This window comes from Halomonas sp. KM-1 (genome assembly GCF_000246875.1).
Classification (GTDB): Bacteria; Pseudomonadota; Gammaproteobacteria; order Pseudomonadales; family Halomonadaceae; genus Halomonas; species Halomonas aerodenitrificans.
In genome coordinates this window covers 26,151-39,585 of record NZ_BAEU01000115.1, presented here as the reverse complement: position 1 = coordinate 39,585, position 13,435 = coordinate 26,151, and the positions used below count along the sequence as shown (strand labels likewise).

The following is a 13,435-nucleotide window of genomic DNA, read 5'->3' as shown; positions in this document are numbered from 1 at the left end:
CCGACTCAGGCGGAGCGCACGGGGGTTTCCCGCCTGTTGCGGCGCACCAGCGCGCCGCTACCAACCAGCATGCCTAGGGTGATCACGCCTGCCGCCAGGGCCAGCAGCGGCGTGGCCTCGGCGTAGCCGGCCACGATCAGCACCAGCGTGGAGAGCAGCGGTGTGGCGTAGGCCAACAGCCCGAGCAGATGCAGGTCGCCGTGCTTGACGCCAATGTCCCAGGTGAAGAAGGCACTGCCCACCGGCCCTAGGCCCAGCCCGACCACACCCAGCCACTCGATGCCCTGGGGCCAGCGCGCCACCTCGAACAGGCCGTGACAGGCGAAGGCCAGCAGCGCCGTGACCAGGCAGAAGCCACCCACGGCGCTGGTCGGCACCGCCTTCTTGGCTCGCGACAGTACCGAATAGCCGCTCCACACCAGGGCACAGGCGAAGGCCGCCCCATAGCCCAGCGCGCTGCCGCCGGCGCCCAGATCGCCGCCGATCAACAGCGCCGCCCCGGCAAAGCCCAGCAGCCCACCCACCACGTGCCTGGGCAGCAGGCGCTCTCCCGGCAACAGGCCGACGAACAGCACGATCAGCAGCGGCCACAGATAGCTGATCAGCCCCGCATTGGCCGGCGGCGCATTCTGCTGGGCGACGAAGTAGAGCGCGTGATAGCCGAACAGCCCGCCCACTCCCAGCGCCCACACCGAAGGCGCCTGACGCAGCGGTGCCGTGAACGACTCACGACGCGCCAGGCTCCAGGCGAAAAAACAGAGAAAGGCTATGCTGAAGGCCAGCCCGGTGAGCAGGAACGGCGGCACCGGCCCCGAGAGCTGAGTCAGGGTGGCGAGCAACGCCCAGTTGAGAATGGTGGTGGCCCCGATGGCCGTAGCCTGTCGTCGGGTCAAAGCGGACATGATGAGACCTCGTCAGTGTTGTCGAGGCCACAGCATGGGCTTCAGATCGAGACGCGGCTTGTCGAATCCTGACCTCTTTTCGAGGTGCCGCCCGAAGCCACTAGGCGCCGCCACTCACTCGGCGAGACATCGTGCTGGCGGCGGAAGCTGCGCGAGAAGTGTGCGCTGTCGGCAAAGCCACAGGCCAGAGCCACCTCGGTGAGCGAGGCACCACCGACCTGGAGCAGCTCACAGGCACGCGACAGGCGCTGTCGTACCAGCCATTCGTGGGGCGAGAGGCCGGTCAGCGCACGAAACTGGCGGGCGAAGACGGCCTCGGCCAGGTGGCAGCGGCGGGCCATCTCGGCCACACGCCAGGTGTGTGCCAGGTCGGCGCGCATGGCGGGTAACAGATCGAGCAGCTTGAGCCGCGGCGGTACCAGCCTACGGCCGCCGGCTTCAAGCGCCAGCTCGAGCCAGCGGGCCAGGGCCTGGCCGGACTCCCCCATCTTCGCTTTACGCAGGCACTCGCCCCGTGCCATCAGTGCCTCAGGCAGGCGCCGGGCCGGGCCCTCGAACAGGCCATCCAGGACCAGCGCCTCGCACCAAGCCTCGGGCAGGTCGAGCACCAGCACACGGTTGTCTCCCGGCGCCAGATAATGATGCAGGTCACCGCTGGCCACCGGAGCCAGCACGCCGCGGGTCACGTGAATGAGTCGCCCCGCCGCTTCGATTTCCAGGGCACCGTCGAGACCCAGCAGCAGCTGGTGAAAGCCGTGACGGTCGCTCAGTTCACGATCGGGATAGCTACGAGTTTCGACGAGGGGGCTGTCCATGACATATCCATCCCGGCACCTAGAACCAGCGCTTGCGCTTGAACCACACCACCATTCCTATTCCGACGGCAATCATCACACCCCACACCATAGGATAGCCCCAGTACCAGCCCAGCTCGGGCATGGCGAAGGGGCTGTCGGGATTCTCGAAATTCATGCCGTACACGCCGACGATGAAGGTCAGCGGCATGAACACGGTGGCGATGATGGTCAGGGTACGCATGCTCTCGTTGAGCCGATTGCTCATGCTGGAGAGGTAGACGTCGAGCAGGCTGGCCGTCATGTCGCGATAGCTCTCCACCAGATCGATGACCTGCACGGTATGGTCGTAGATGTCGCGCATCCAGAGCCGCGTGTCGGGGGTGAAGAGATCGTCATGATCGCGCAGCAGCTGGTTGATCACCTCGCGGGTGGGCCATAGGTAACGTCGCAGCATGATCAGTTCGCGCTTCAGCCCATGCAGGTGCTCCAGGGTCGAGCTGTCGGGGCGGTCGAGAATCTCCACCTCGAGCTCCTCGATGCGCTCGCCCACGCTGTCGAGCACCGGAAAGGCGTGGTCGACGGCGGCGTCGAGCAGGCCATAGAGCAAGTCATCCGCCTCGCCCAGCGCCCGGCCGCCACGTTCCTTGAGCCGCCGCCGAAAGACGACGAAAGGATCCAGCGCCCCGCCCATGAAGCTGATGATGACGTTGCCACCCATGAACAGTGCCAGCTGGTAGAGATGCAGATCGCCCTCATCGTCCAGCTCCGGAATGCCGAGGAACACCACCAGCGTCTCATCGAAACGCTCCACCTTGGGCCGCTGCCCACCGTTGAGAATGTCCTCCTGCGCCAGCGGATGCATCCCGACCCGGTCACCCAACAGTTCCAGTTCCTCTGCCGTCGGCACGCCCTGCACGTGCATCCAGCACAGCGGCTCTTGCGCATCGACGCCGGGGGTGGCCTCAGGTGCGATCTCATGAGGCTCGCCCCAGCGCCCCGCTTCACGACGGGCCAGCGTATAGGTGGCCGGCGCCAGCAGAGCCGCCTGCTCCAGCGTCAGCTCGCGCAGCGTACCCGGGGCGGTGCCGGCTGGGTGATAGTGCTTCTTGAACAGTCGGGTCATGTGGATGTCGATCCTAGGCGATTCGGCCCTACCCATATTGACACGCTTTGACGCCACCACGAATCCTGGACGGCATTGGCACGTCCGCCGGTTCAGCGGAGCAACGAAATTCAGCTAGTCTGTAACGTGGCATGAGGTAAAAGGAAGCCAGCCCAAGGAAGGAGAACGACATGACCATGACGGTGGGCGAGCTTTTCATTGCCCTGGTGCTCATCTCGCTGGTGCTGCTGGCCAGCAATGCCATCCGCAACGTTTCGCCCTGGCTGCGGCGTCTGTTCCTGCCTAGCTCGGTGATCGGCGGTGCGATCCTGCTGCTGCTCGGCCCGGAGGTGGCGGGCCGCGCGGTAACGGCGCCCTTCGAGGAAGCCGCCGGCCTGTTTCCCGAATACGTCTTCGAAAGCTGGGCCGCCCTGCCTGGCCTGCTGATCAACGTGGTGTTTGCCGCGCTCTTCATCGGCCGACCGATCCCCGGGCTGCGCACCATCTGGATGCGCGCCGGGCCGCAGGTGGTAGTGGGCCAAACCATGGCCTGGGGCCAGTACGTGGTCGGCCTGACCCTGGCCATTCTCATTCTCGCGCCCGTGTTCGGCATGAACCCCATGGCCGGCGCCCTGATCGAGATCGGCTTCGAAGGCGGCCACGGCACCGCTGCCGGCATGGCCGACACCTTCGCCGAGCTCGGCTTCGAGGAGGGCGCCGACCTGGCGTTGGGGTTGGCCACCGTGGGCATCGTCTCGGGCGTGCTGATCGGTACGCTGATGATCAACATCGCGGCCCGGCGCGGGGTCATCAGCCTGGACAAGACGCGCAAGACCTCGGAGGCGCTGGACGAAGCCCAATCCATGTCCCAGGGCGAGGAGAACGAACTGCCGCCTACCGAGGAGTACAGCGAGTTCAAGAAGGACCTGGCCCAGGAAGAGGAAACCGCCGATCCGCTGAGCCTGCACATCGGCCTGGTCGGCATCGCCATTGCCATCGGCTGGCTGATCCTTTCCGCCCTGCAATGGGTCGAGCAGCAGACCTGGGCGCGCAACGACGGCCTGGAGATTCTCGCCCACGTGCCGCTGTTCCCCATCGCCATGATCGGTGGCGTGATCGTGCAGCTGTGCGTGACGCGTTTCGGCCTCGAACCCCACGTCTCCAGCCGCACCATGGCCCGCATCGCCGGCACCGCCCTCGACTTCACCATCGTCGCGGCACTGGCCACGCTGTCGCTCACCGCCCTGGGCGAGCACTTCATCCCGTTCCTGCTACTGGCACTGGCGGGCGTCGGCTGGTCGCTGTTCGTACTGATCGTGATCGCCCCGCGGGTGATCCCCGAGAACTGGTTCGAGCGCGGCATCGGCGACTTCGGCCAGTCCATGGGCGTGACCGTCACCGGCCTGCTGCTGATGCGCATGGCCGACCCCAAGAACCGCTCCGGCGCGTTCGAAAGCTTCGGCTACAAGCAGCTGATGTTCGAACCGGTGGTCGGCGGCGGGCTGTTCACGGCGGCGTCGCTACCGCTCATTGCCCAGTTCGGCGCGCCCACCGTGCTTGGCTTCACGCTGATACTCACCGTGGCCTGGCTGATCTTCGGCCTGCTCTACTTCGGCCGTATGGTACCGGAGCGAGGGCGGGGACGATGGGGATGAATGAAGACCTGGAGCGTGTCAGTCACCTGAGCCATAGTGTCGATGGACTCCTCATGAGAAGCGGAAAAGCATGCTGCCAATCCAAGGGATCGATCATCTGGTGCTGCGCATCCGCGACACCGACGCCATGCTCGCCTTCTACTGCGACGTGTTGGGCTGCACGGTGGAGAAGCGTCAGGAAGAGATCGGCCTGATTCAACTGCGCGCCGGACGCAGCCTGATCGACCTGGTACCCGTGGCAGGCCCGCTTGGGCAGCGTGGTGGCGTCTCCCGGGCCGCGAGGGGCGCAATCTCGATCACTTCTGCCTGCGCCTGGAGCCCTTCGACGAGGTGACGATTCGCCGACACCTGACCACGCACGGCATCGAGGCTGGCGAACTTCAGCAGCGTTATGGCGCTGAGGGCACCGGCCCCTCGCTCTACCTCGAAGACCCTGAAGGCAACACCGTCGAGCTCAAGGGGCCGCCCACCATCTGAGCATCAACAGCCGGGCCTCAGGATTTCGTCTTGCGCTTGCCCGCCTGAGCGCGTAGGGCGGCCTCGAAGGAGCGGCGTGCCCAGACGGCAGCCAGCTCGCGGTCCTCGAACAACTCCTCCGGCGCCTGGTAATAGGACATCTGCACCACCCTGCCACCCTTGTCGTACTCGAACGGCTCGAGCCCCTCGCGCTCGAAGTCGTCAAGGTTGTGCGCATCGACCTTGAGATAGAGCGTCTCGTCGGCCACCAGTGCGAACATCAGGCCATCGTGATAGATGCCGTGCCCGCCGAACATGCGCCGCGCGGTGATGGGACCGAACAGCTCGAACACGTCGCGCAGCGAATCCGTATATTCGCTCACGGCATCTCCTCCATGCCTATGGGTTCTCCGTCATTCTGGCTTACGACCAGCTCAGCTCAAAGCAATCGGCCTGCCCACGCAGAGCGCCGTGGCCAGCTTGGATGGCAGCTCGCGGTAGGCGGTATCCGGCTCGGCCCCCAGACCGTCGAGAATGCGCGTGAAGAAAGCGCGCCCGGCGACCACGGCGACGATGTCGAATATTTCGTCGTCGGCAAGCCCATGGGCGCGCAACGCTTCGATATCCGCGGCATTGACCTCCTGAGCGCGACAGGCCACCTTGGCGGCAAAGGCCATGATGTCGCGCTCGACCGGGCCGGGCGAGCCTTCCTCACTGAGTAGCATGGCCTGGGTGGCCTCCATGCCCACCAGCTCCGCCAGGAACTTGGTATGGGCCAACGAGCAGTAGGAATTGCCCAGGGCCCGGGCGGCGGCAACGGTCACCAACTCGTAGCGGCGCGACTCCATGGGGCGGCGGATGGTGGCGATCAGCGTCGCCCAGGCCTTCATCACTTCGGGGCGATGACAGAACAGCCGGGCATAGTTGGGCAGATAGCCGAAGTGTGCCCGCTGGCGCTGATACATGGCCTGCACCTCGCCTTCGGCCTGCTCGGGGGCAATCGTCTCGATATAGCTCATGTGCGTGTCTCCTCTCAGGCCGTGACGGAACGTGGATGCAGCCAGGCCGGCAGCAGCAGTTGGGTGTCGATGATGGCCTCGGCGTCATATGCGACACCGCACGCGGCGAGGTGACGGCCCAGGCTGCCGTCGTGCCATGCCTCGAACAGTTCGCTGCAGCCACCGATGGATTGACCGTCGATGAAGATCTGCGGGATGGTCGGCCCTCCGCAACGCCGCGCCAGCACCGGGCGCAGGCGCACCCCCATGTCGCCGGCCTGATAGGCAGGCGAATCGAGGTCCACGCTCAGGTAATCGACCCCAAGCCTGGCCAACAGCTTGCGCGCCGCCCAGCAGAACTCGCACCAGGCAAGAGAGAACATCACTACCGGTGCCTGGGCCAGACACTCATCCAGGCATCGCTCAGCCTCGACATCGCGCGCCGTATCCGCTGGCTGTACGGCCCGGGGTGCGGCAACGGCGACCGGACGTGGCGCGGGCACATCGAAACGACAGCCGGGCGTGGAGCGCGACAGCGCCAGCTCCTCCTCGTTCATCTCGTCCTCGATGCCCTCGAACAGCGGGGTGGACTGGTAGCGCTCACCGGTGTCGGGCAGCATGCAGACGATATGGCTGCCGGCCGGCGCTCGCCGAGCCACCTCAAGGGCCGCGGCCAGAGTCGCGCCGGCGGAAATGCCGACGAAGATGCCCTCCTTGCGGGCCAGCTCACGGGCCAGCCTCAGCGCTTCCTCCCCGGCCACCGGCACGACCTCGTCCACCATGCCGGCGGCCACCGCCTGCTGGGTCAGCGGCGAAATGAAATCGGGGCTCCAGCCCTGCATCAGGTGAGGACGGAAGCGAGGATGGCTGGCGCCAGCCGGCTGCGCCTCGCCGCTGCCCAGCAGCGGGGCGTTGTCGGGCTCGGCAACGACGACGCGAATACGCGGATCGGCTGCCTTGAGCACCCGAGACACCCCCTTGAGCGTGCCGCCGGTGCCGAAGCCGCTGACCCAGGCATGAATCGGCTCGCCCTGCATGTCGTCGAGAATCTCCCTTGCCGTGGTGCGGCTGTGCACCTCGGCGTTGGCCTCGTTCTCGAACTGGCGGCACAGGAAGTAGCCGTGCCTCTCTGCCAGTTCGATTGCCTTGGCCAGCATGCCGCTGCCCTTCTCGGCTGCCGGCGTGAGCACCACGCGGGCACCGAGGAAACGCAGCAACCGACGCCGCTCCAGGCTGAAGCTTTCCGCCATGGTCACCACCAGCGGGTAGCCCTTGCGTGCGCAGACCATGGCCAGGCCGATGCCGGTGTTGCCGCTGGTGGCCTCGATTACCGTCTGGCCCGGGCGCAGGTCGCCGCTGCGCTCGGCCGCCTCGATCACCGCCAGCGCCATGCGGTCCTTGACCGAGCCCATGGGGTTGAAGGCCTCCACCTTCACGTGCACGTTCACCGTCGGCGGCGCAAGCCGGGCGAGTCGCACCAGCGGGGTACGGCCGATGGTTTCCAGAATGCTGGCGTAGCGGGTCATGATCAAACTCCTCGGGTGGGCATGCCGACAGCTTCGCCCCATGCCGAGGAAGCCGGCGTGTGAGCCAGCGTGGTTTTTCTGGCGACGTGCTTGAAGACGAACCTGTAAATGACAGGCCAGCCCGGCACGATCGGCGACTATACTGCTAGCGTGACATCACCGGGTCCGGACATGAACACGCTGACCCTCAACCTGCTTGGCGATCTCGAAGTCATTCGGGACGGGCAGGTATTGTCGCTGCCGCCTTCGCGCAAGACCCGTGCCCTGCTCGCCTACCTGGCCCGTCATTCCCGTCCCCTTAGCCGTGAGCACCTATGCGACCTGCTGTGGGAGCTTCCCGACGATCCCCGCGGCTCGTTGCGCTGGAGCCTGTCGAAGTTACGCCGACTGGTGGACACACCGGGTCGACTACGACTGCGAGCCGACCGGCTTGGCGTGTGCCTGGATACCTCCGACATCGACGTCGATGTGGCCGGCCTGCATGCACTGTGCAACGGCGGCTTGGCTGAGGCCGATATCGAAGCGCTCGAGCATACTGCCACTCGCTACCGTGGCCCCTTTCTGGAGGGGCTGGACCTGGACCGTTTTCACGACTTCCACGGCTGGTGCCTGGCCGAACGCGAAGCTGCCATACGCGCCCAGACGACCCTGCTGACGACCCTGGTCGAGCGTCTCGCCAACTCTCCGCAGCAGGCCCTGCCTCATGCTCATGCCTGGGTACGCTTGGCTCCCTTCAATGAAACGGCGCGTGCGCAGTTGGTGCGTCTGCTGTTGGCACTGCACCGGCCGCGCGAGGCCGAACAACAGCTGCAACTGGGTGTGCGGCTCATCCGCGAGGCGGGCCTGCCGCTCAACGGTCAGTTGCTGCGTGCCTGGCGGGCGAAGCCCTCGCCCACGCCTTTGTCAGAGAACGTCGATACCGCGGATTCCCAATCCCCCGTATTAGAGAGAATCCACCCGGACCTGACGGGCGACGCCCTGGAAGTGATGCGCTGGGCCGCGCTGTTGGCGCCGGATCCCGATTTCACCACCCTGAGCCAGGTCTCGGGGCTCGATACCAATCGTCTCGGTATCGCCCTGGAAGTGGCCGAGCGCCACCAGTGGCTCTCCATCGATGCTCAAGGCCTGCGCTTCACGCACAGCGCCATGGCCGCCGAGCTGTACGATGCCATTTCCCCGGTACGCCGCCAGACCATGCATCGACGCATCGCCGAATGGCTGGCCGCTGGCCCCCTCAACGACATGCAACAGGCTAATTGCCTGGTACATCACGCCCAGGCCAGCGGCGACCTCGACCTGGCAACCCGAGCCATGATCGAAGCCGGACGCTTCTGTCTGCGCAGTTGCGCCAACGAGGAAGCCCAGCGCTTCGCCCAGCAGGGCCTGGCGCTGAGCGATGGCATGACCGGCACCCGGCGTGTCTGTCTCGCCATCGAACTGCACGAAATCCTCTACAGCGCCGCTCCCCTGGCAGACTGGGAGGCCGGCGCCGGCACAGTGGTGACACTGGCCGAGCAGGCGCTGGAACACGGTGCCCTCGCCCACGCCCGGCTCGGCTATCAGTTGGCCAGCCATATCCGCTGGGCTCATGGCCAGTGGAGCGACGCCCATGAGCAGACTCTCCAGGCGGAGCGCGCAACCCGCTGCGGCGACGACCGCGAGCAGGTCATCGCCATGGCGGAAACCGCGCGCTGTCTGGCCATGCTGGAGCGCGACCTTGGCCAGGCGGCCGATCTGCTCGAGCAGGCACGCGAACTGGCCACTCGGCAGCACATCGGTTATCCCGCCATTCCCCTGGCCCAAGGCCTGCTCAGCCTGCATGAGGACCGCTTCGACAAAGCGGCGAGCTACTTTCGAGAGGCGCGTACCCTGTGCAAGGCCATGGGCGACCGACTGGGCGAGTTCCAGGCCCAGGAGTCGTTGCTGCTGATCGACCTGGAGCGGGACGATTACCAGCAGGCCCAAGAGCGCTGCGTCCAGCTGCAGGAACTCGGCAAGCGCCTACGCGACGGCAGCGAGGCACCTTATGCAGACGCCGCCGCGGCCCTGTGTACGTATGCTCTCGAGGATGACTCCGCCCCTTTCGGCGTCGCACTCGTCACCCTGCGCCACGCCGATGCCCGCCATCGCCTGGCCACGCTGCTGCTGCAGGCGGCACGGCTCGATCTCGCCCGCGCTCGAACCGAAACGGCCCGGCAGCGAGCTGGCGAGGCCCTGGAGCATGCCCGTGTGCTCGAACGTCGCAGCGAGCAGCTGCTGGCCCACGCCCTGCTGGCCGAATGCGCCCGTCGCCTGGGTGACGAGGATGATCGGCGCGAGCACGCCCGCACCGCCGAAGCCCTGCTGCAGGAACCCATCGCCGCCTGGGTCAGGCGCCGCTGTCACACGCTGCTGGAGCAACCTGCTGCCGAGGACGAAGCATGATCGACGTGTTTCTGGAGCGCCGCCTCCCGCACCCTCTCGGACCGAAGGTGGTGCGTGCCCTGACTCTGGAAGGACAGCCATGCTTCGATCTGTATCGAATCCAATGGCAGGAAAGCCTGCTGGCACGAGATGGGCAACGCCTGATCTGTCATTTTCAGGCGCCCGACGTGGAATCGGCGCGTATCGGTCTGCGCCAGGCAGGTGCCGACGTCAGCTCACTGTGGGGCGGCAGCGTGCATGCTGCGCCGGGCCTGAAAGCCGCGGATCTGGCGACCGCCAACGTCCTGGTCGAGCGCCACTTCGCCGCCCCCGTCACCTTCGAGGCGATCCAGGCGCTGGAAAATGCCGGGGCCGCATGCCTGTCCAACCATCACGTGCGTTTCCTGCGCAGCCACTTCTCCCTCGACCGGCAGCGCATGCACTGCCTCTACCAAGCGCCCGATGCCGAATCGGTACGCCTGGCCCAGCATCAGGCCGGCATGCCGGTCAGCCGCATCTGGGCCTTTCAACGTATCGCACCGGCCGATACCACGGCGCAGCTCTAAAAAACCACGCCCTCTCCCACGCTGGGTCTCACGTGCCCCAGCGAATCTCGTAGCTGACCGCTGATGGTCACCCACGACGAGAAAGGAAACGCTGAACGAATTGACGAGCGAGATGAAGCGCAAGGCGCACGGAGCACAGGAACCGGAGCCTATGGGGTATAGGTGAGGATTCCGCGCACCGCGCAACGCAGTGATTCGCTCGCGCAGACATTTGTGCAGTGTTTCCAGAACAATACGAGGAGAGCTCCATGCACACCACCACTCAACAGATCGACAACGGCGTCAACGTCACTGCTCTGCTGGGCGCCCGCGAAGCGCTGACCCAGGCACCGGAGGCCGCCCGCTTCATCTGGCGCGCTCACTGCGACTGGATTCGCGGCACTCATAGCCAGATCGCCGTCGAGGATTTCCACGGTCTCGGCGAAACACAGCGGCATCGCTCACGCTTCACCTACCAGGCGGACCACCCCGAAGTGTTCGCTGCCCAAGACCACGGCCCCACTCCGGTGGAATACGTACTCGTCGGGCTGGCCGCCTGTCTCACCGCCGGTGTCGCAGCAGTGGCTCAGCATCGTGGCATCCAGCTGCGCTCGGTCAAGGCCATGGTGGAGGGCGACATGGACATCCAGGGCATCCTCGGCATGGACCCTGAGGTGCGCAACGGCTTCGACGACATCCGCGTGACGTTCGAGATCGACGCCGATGCCAGCCGTGCGGATATCGAGGCGCTGCTTGCCCAATCGCAGAAGCGTTCGGCCGTGTACGACCTGCTGACCAACCCCACCTACGTGAAGGTCGAGCTGAAATGAAAAGCGTCACCGCCGTGGTCATCGGCGCCGGGCACGCCGGGCTCGCCATGAGCCATCACCTGGCCCGGCGCGGCATCGATCACGTGACTCTGGAACGCGGCGAGGTGGCCAATGCCTGGCGCCACGAGCGCTGGGAGTCGCTGCGCCTACTCACGCCCAACTGGCAGTGCCGCCTGCCCGGGCAGGCCTACACCGGGCCGGAGCCAGAAGGCTTCATGAGCATGCCGGAGCTGATCGCCTTTCTCGATGACTATGCACGGGGCCTTTCGGCCCCGCTGCATACCGCGACCGAAGTGCTCGCTCTACGCCAGGTGGAGGGCGGCTACCGGATCGTCACCAACCGGGGCGAATGGCGCTGCCGCGCGGCGATAATCGCCACTGGTGCCTGCCAGCTTCCCGTCGTGCCTGCCATGGCGGCAGCCCTGCCGCCATGGATCGTGAGCCTGACGCCACATGCCTATCGTCAGCCGGGGCAGCTGCCAGAAGGCGGCGTGCTGGTGGTAGGCGCCTCGGCCACCGGCGTACAGCTGGCCGACGAGCTTCAGCGCAGCGGTCGACCCGTCACGCTGGCCGTGGGGCAGCACCTGCGCCTGCCGCGACGCTATCGCGACCGTGACATTCAATGGTGGCTGGAGCATGCCGGCTTGCTCAACCAACGCTTCGATGAGGTGGAAGATCTCGCCCGCACCCGGCGTCAACCCTCGCCGCAGTTGCTGGGCAGTGCCGCGCCTCAAGATTTGGACCTCAATACACTGAGCGGGCGTGGCGTGCGCCTGGTGGGGCGGCTGGCCGGCTTGGTCGGCACCCGGCTGCAGTTCTCGGGCTCGCTGGCCGTTCACTGCACCGCGGCGGATCTCAAGCTGTCGCGGCTGCTCGACAACCTGGACGCCTGGGCCATTGCCCATGGCTGGCACGACGCTTTGCCCGCCCCGAAGCGCCCGGCGCCCACCCGGGTGCCACCGCGGCCTTGCCTGGGCCTCGACCTGGCTACCGGTGAGATCAAGACGGTGCTCTGGGCCACCGGCTTTCGTCCCGACTTCCGCTGGCTCCAGGTACCGGTGTTCGATACCCGTGGACGCCTGCGCCACGAAGGCGGCGTGGTGGCCCCCGGCCTCTACGCCATGGGCCTGCCCTTCATGCGAAGGCGCAAGTCGGGCGCTATCCATGGCGCCGATGACGACGCCGCCGAACTCAGCGCCCACCTGGCCGCCTGGTTGGCCAAGGCGAAAAAACGCACCAGGGCAGCATTGCTCTGACCTTCCCCTTGGTTTAGGCCTGAAAACGCCAAGACTCAGCCGCTCTGTGTGAGCGGCTGGGTCTTCATTCGCTCTGGATTTCGCCCTCCACCCATCCTCAGTCGAGATGAAACAGCCTGCGCGGAGAATCATTCAGGATAACGCGTCGGTCGTCCTCATCGCGGACCCAGTCGGTCAGCCAGTCGAGGGTGTCCCGGTAGCCATGCTTGCCTTCATGGCGGGTCCAGGGCCAGTCGCTGCCCCATACCAGGCGCTCACGCCCCAGCTCGTTCAGCAGCTCACACACATGGGGCTGCAGGTCTCGCACGGGGGAACGATAAGGTGCCGACAGCTTGACCCAGGTGCGCCCGTAGCGCCCGGCTTCCAGCAGCAAACGAAACCCGGCATCGGCACGGGGATCGGCCTCGACGGGCAGACCCAGGTGATCGATCACCAAGCTGACGCCGTGCTCGTGCAAGGCTGGGAAGAGTTCGGGCAGACGGTCTCCCTCGAGATGCAGCTCCAGGTGCCAATCCAGAATCTTCAGTCGGTCGAGAAAATCGATCCATCGAGGATCGCTGAGGTCGGGGAGTTCACGGCGTCGCTCGATCAGATTCCAGCGCACGCCGACGATGCCGGCTGCGCCAAGCTGGCGCATCTCGGTCAGGCTCGTATCCGCGGGAAGCTGCACCACTCCGCGGTAGTCCTCGCCCAACTGACCGAGAATCCGCAGCAGCTCACGATTGTCATGGCCGAGGAAACTTGGCTGCACCAGCACGCCACCGCGAAGCTCGCAGGTCATCAGGTGCTGCTGCCACTCATCCAGGGGCGCCGGCCGTGAAGGCCGGTAGTTGGAGCCTTCGTTCTCCTCCACCTGCGCATAGACGTGGGCGTGACAGTCGAATCCTTGTTTCACTCTGGCGTCCTCACTCTTGGCTTTCTCTTTGCGTCCCGACTCTTGAGTTTATACTTAAGTCTAGTTCTCT

14 protein-coding genes are annotated in these 13,435 nt (G+C 65.9%); 7 read left to right on the top strand and 7 right to left on the bottom strand.

The features are described from left to right. Positions 1–5: 5 nt before the first annotated feature. From B8115_RS12885 to corA, 3 genes are read right to left on the bottom strand one after another with little or no spacing between them, the layout of a single operon-like run. Positions 6–902 (bottom strand): DMT family transporter, encoded by an 897-nt coding sequence (locus B8115_RS12885; protein ID WP_010628221.1) that lies wholly within the window; start codon positions 900–902, stop codon positions 6–8. A gap of 41 nt (positions 903–943) precedes the next feature. Beyond that, on the bottom strand, positions 944–1,717 hold the full coding sequence (locus B8115_RS12880; RefSeq protein ID WP_010628220.1) for an AraC family transcriptional regulator: 774 nt from the start codon (positions 1,715–1,717) through the stop codon (positions 944–946). 19 nt (positions 1,718–1,736) lie between these two features. Beyond that, a complete protein-coding gene (gene corA / locus B8115_RS12875; protein WP_010628219.1) occupies positions 1,737–2,822 on the bottom strand; it encodes a magnesium/cobalt transporter CorA in 1,086 nt (361 codons plus the stop codon). Positions 2,823–2,992: 170 nt separating this feature from the next. Between corA and B8115_RS12870 the strand changes: the two genes are divergently transcribed. The 3 genes from B8115_RS12870 (at position 2,993) to B8115_RS23940 (ending at position 4,933) form a co-directional block, all read left to right on the top strand. Next, entirely contained in the window at positions 2,993–4,456 is a 1,464-nt protein-coding gene (locus tag B8115_RS12870) for a sodium/glutamate symporter (protein ID WP_010628218.1), read from the top strand. Between the two features lie 70 nt (positions 4,457–4,526). Continuing rightward, positions 4,527–4,790, top strand: coding sequence for a VOC family protein (locus B8115_RS23945; protein ID WP_238539220.1), 264 nt, complete (start codon positions 4,527–4,529; stop codon positions 4,788–4,790). Further along, a complete protein-coding gene (locus B8115_RS23940; protein ID WP_238539219.1) occupies positions 4,787–4,933 on the top strand; it encodes a hypothetical protein in 147 nt (48 codons plus the stop codon). Before B8115_RS23945 ends, B8115_RS23940 begins: the two co-directional genes overlap by 4 nt. 17 nt (positions 4,934–4,950) lie before the next feature. On the opposite strand, the gene B8115_RS12860 is transcribed toward B8115_RS23940, so the two are convergent. The 3 genes from B8115_RS12860 to cysK are packed head-to-tail and all read right to left on the bottom strand — an operon-like array spanning position 4,951 to position 7,436. Next, entirely contained in the window at positions 4,951–5,295 is a 345-nt protein-coding gene (locus tag B8115_RS12860; RefSeq protein WP_010628217.1) for a TfoX/Sxy family protein, read from the bottom strand. 51 nt (positions 5,296–5,346) lie between these two features. Further along, complete coding sequence (locus tag B8115_RS12855; protein WP_010628216.1) at positions 5,347–5,931, bottom strand: carboxymuconolactone decarboxylase family protein; 585 nt, start codon at positions 5,929–5,931, stop codon at positions 5,347–5,349. Positions 5,932–5,945: 14 nt separating this feature from the next. Continuing rightward, positions 5,946–7,436: a cysteine synthase A gene (gene cysK / locus B8115_RS12850; protein ID WP_010628215.1), complete on the bottom strand. Its 1,491-nt coding sequence runs from the start codon at positions 7,434–7,436 to the stop codon at positions 5,946–5,948. Between the two features lie 171 nt (positions 7,437–7,607). Between cysK and B8115_RS12845 the strand changes: the two genes are divergently transcribed. From B8115_RS12845 to B8115_RS12830, 4 genes are all read left to right on the top strand, one after another. Continuing rightward, positions 7,608–9,860, top strand: a complete 2,253-nt coding sequence (locus B8115_RS12845) for a hypothetical protein (RefSeq protein WP_158409651.1) — start codon at positions 7,608–7,610, stop codon at positions 9,858–9,860. Then, positions 9,857–10,405 (top strand): DUF4242 domain-containing protein, encoded by a 549-nt coding sequence (locus B8115_RS12840; protein ID WP_010628213.1) that lies wholly within the window; start codon positions 9,857–9,859, stop codon positions 10,403–10,405. Before B8115_RS12845 ends, B8115_RS12840 begins: the two co-directional genes overlap by 4 nt. A 248-nt stretch (positions 10,406–10,653) precedes the next feature. After that, positions 10,654–11,214 carry an OsmC family protein gene (locus B8115_RS12835; protein WP_010628212.1) on the top strand — a complete coding sequence of 187 codons (561 nt, stop codon included), beginning with the start codon at positions 10,654–10,656 and terminating at the stop codon, positions 11,212–11,214. Beyond that, positions 11,211–12,470 carry an NAD(P)/FAD-dependent oxidoreductase gene (locus tag B8115_RS12830; protein ID WP_010628211.1) on the top strand — a complete coding sequence of 420 codons (1,260 nt, stop codon included), beginning with the start codon at positions 11,211–11,213 and terminating at the stop codon, positions 12,468–12,470. The genes B8115_RS12835 and B8115_RS12830 overlap by 4 nt, the downstream gene beginning before the upstream one ends. Positions 12,471–12,567: 97 nt before the next feature. Here the strand turns inward: B8115_RS12830 and B8115_RS12825 are convergent, their stop codons facing one another. Further along, entirely contained in the window at positions 12,568–13,365 is a 798-nt protein-coding gene (locus tag B8115_RS12825) for an amidohydrolase (RefSeq protein ID WP_010628210.1), read from the bottom strand. Positions 13,366–13,435: the final 70 nt, after the last annotated feature.

Excerpts from the sequence above, each read along its gene's own strand:
- B8115_RS12885 (WP_010628221.1), bottom strand. The coding sequence starts at position 902 with ATGTCCGCTTTGACCCGACGACAGGCTACGGCCATCGGGGCCACCACC.
- B8115_RS12880 (WP_010628220.1), bottom strand. The coding sequence starts at position 1,717 with ATGGACAGCCCCCTCGTCGAAACTCGTAGCTATCCCGATCGTGAACTG.
- corA (WP_010628219.1), bottom strand. The coding sequence starts at position 2,822 with ATGACCCGACTGTTCAAGAAGCACTATCACCCAGCCGGCACCGCCCCG.
- B8115_RS12870 (WP_010628218.1), top strand. The coding sequence starts at position 2,993 with ATGACCATGACGGTGGGCGAGCTTTTCATTGCCCTGGTGCTCATCTCG.
- B8115_RS23945 (WP_238539220.1), top strand. The coding sequence starts at position 4,527 with ATGCTGCCAATCCAAGGGATCGATCATCTGGTGCTGCGCATCCGCGAC.
- B8115_RS12855 (WP_010628216.1), bottom strand. The coding sequence starts at position 5,931 with ATGAGCTATATCGAGACGATTGCCCCCGAGCAGGCCGAAGGCGAGGTG.
- cysK (WP_010628215.1), bottom strand. The coding sequence starts at position 7,436 with ATGACCCGCTACGCCAGCATTCTGGAAACCATCGGCCGTACCCCGCTG.
- B8115_RS12845 (WP_158409651.1), top strand. The coding sequence starts at position 7,608 with ATGAACACGCTGACCCTCAACCTGCTTGGCGATCTCGAAGTCATTCGG.
- B8115_RS12840 (WP_010628213.1), top strand. The coding sequence starts at position 9,857 with ATGATCGACGTGTTTCTGGAGCGCCGCCTCCCGCACCCTCTCGGACCG.
- B8115_RS12835 (WP_010628212.1), top strand. The coding sequence starts at position 10,654 with ATGCACACCACCACTCAACAGATCGACAACGGCGTCAACGTCACTGCT.
- B8115_RS12830 (WP_010628211.1), top strand. The coding sequence starts at position 11,211 with ATGAAAAGCGTCACCGCCGTGGTCATCGGCGCCGGGCACGCCGGGCTC.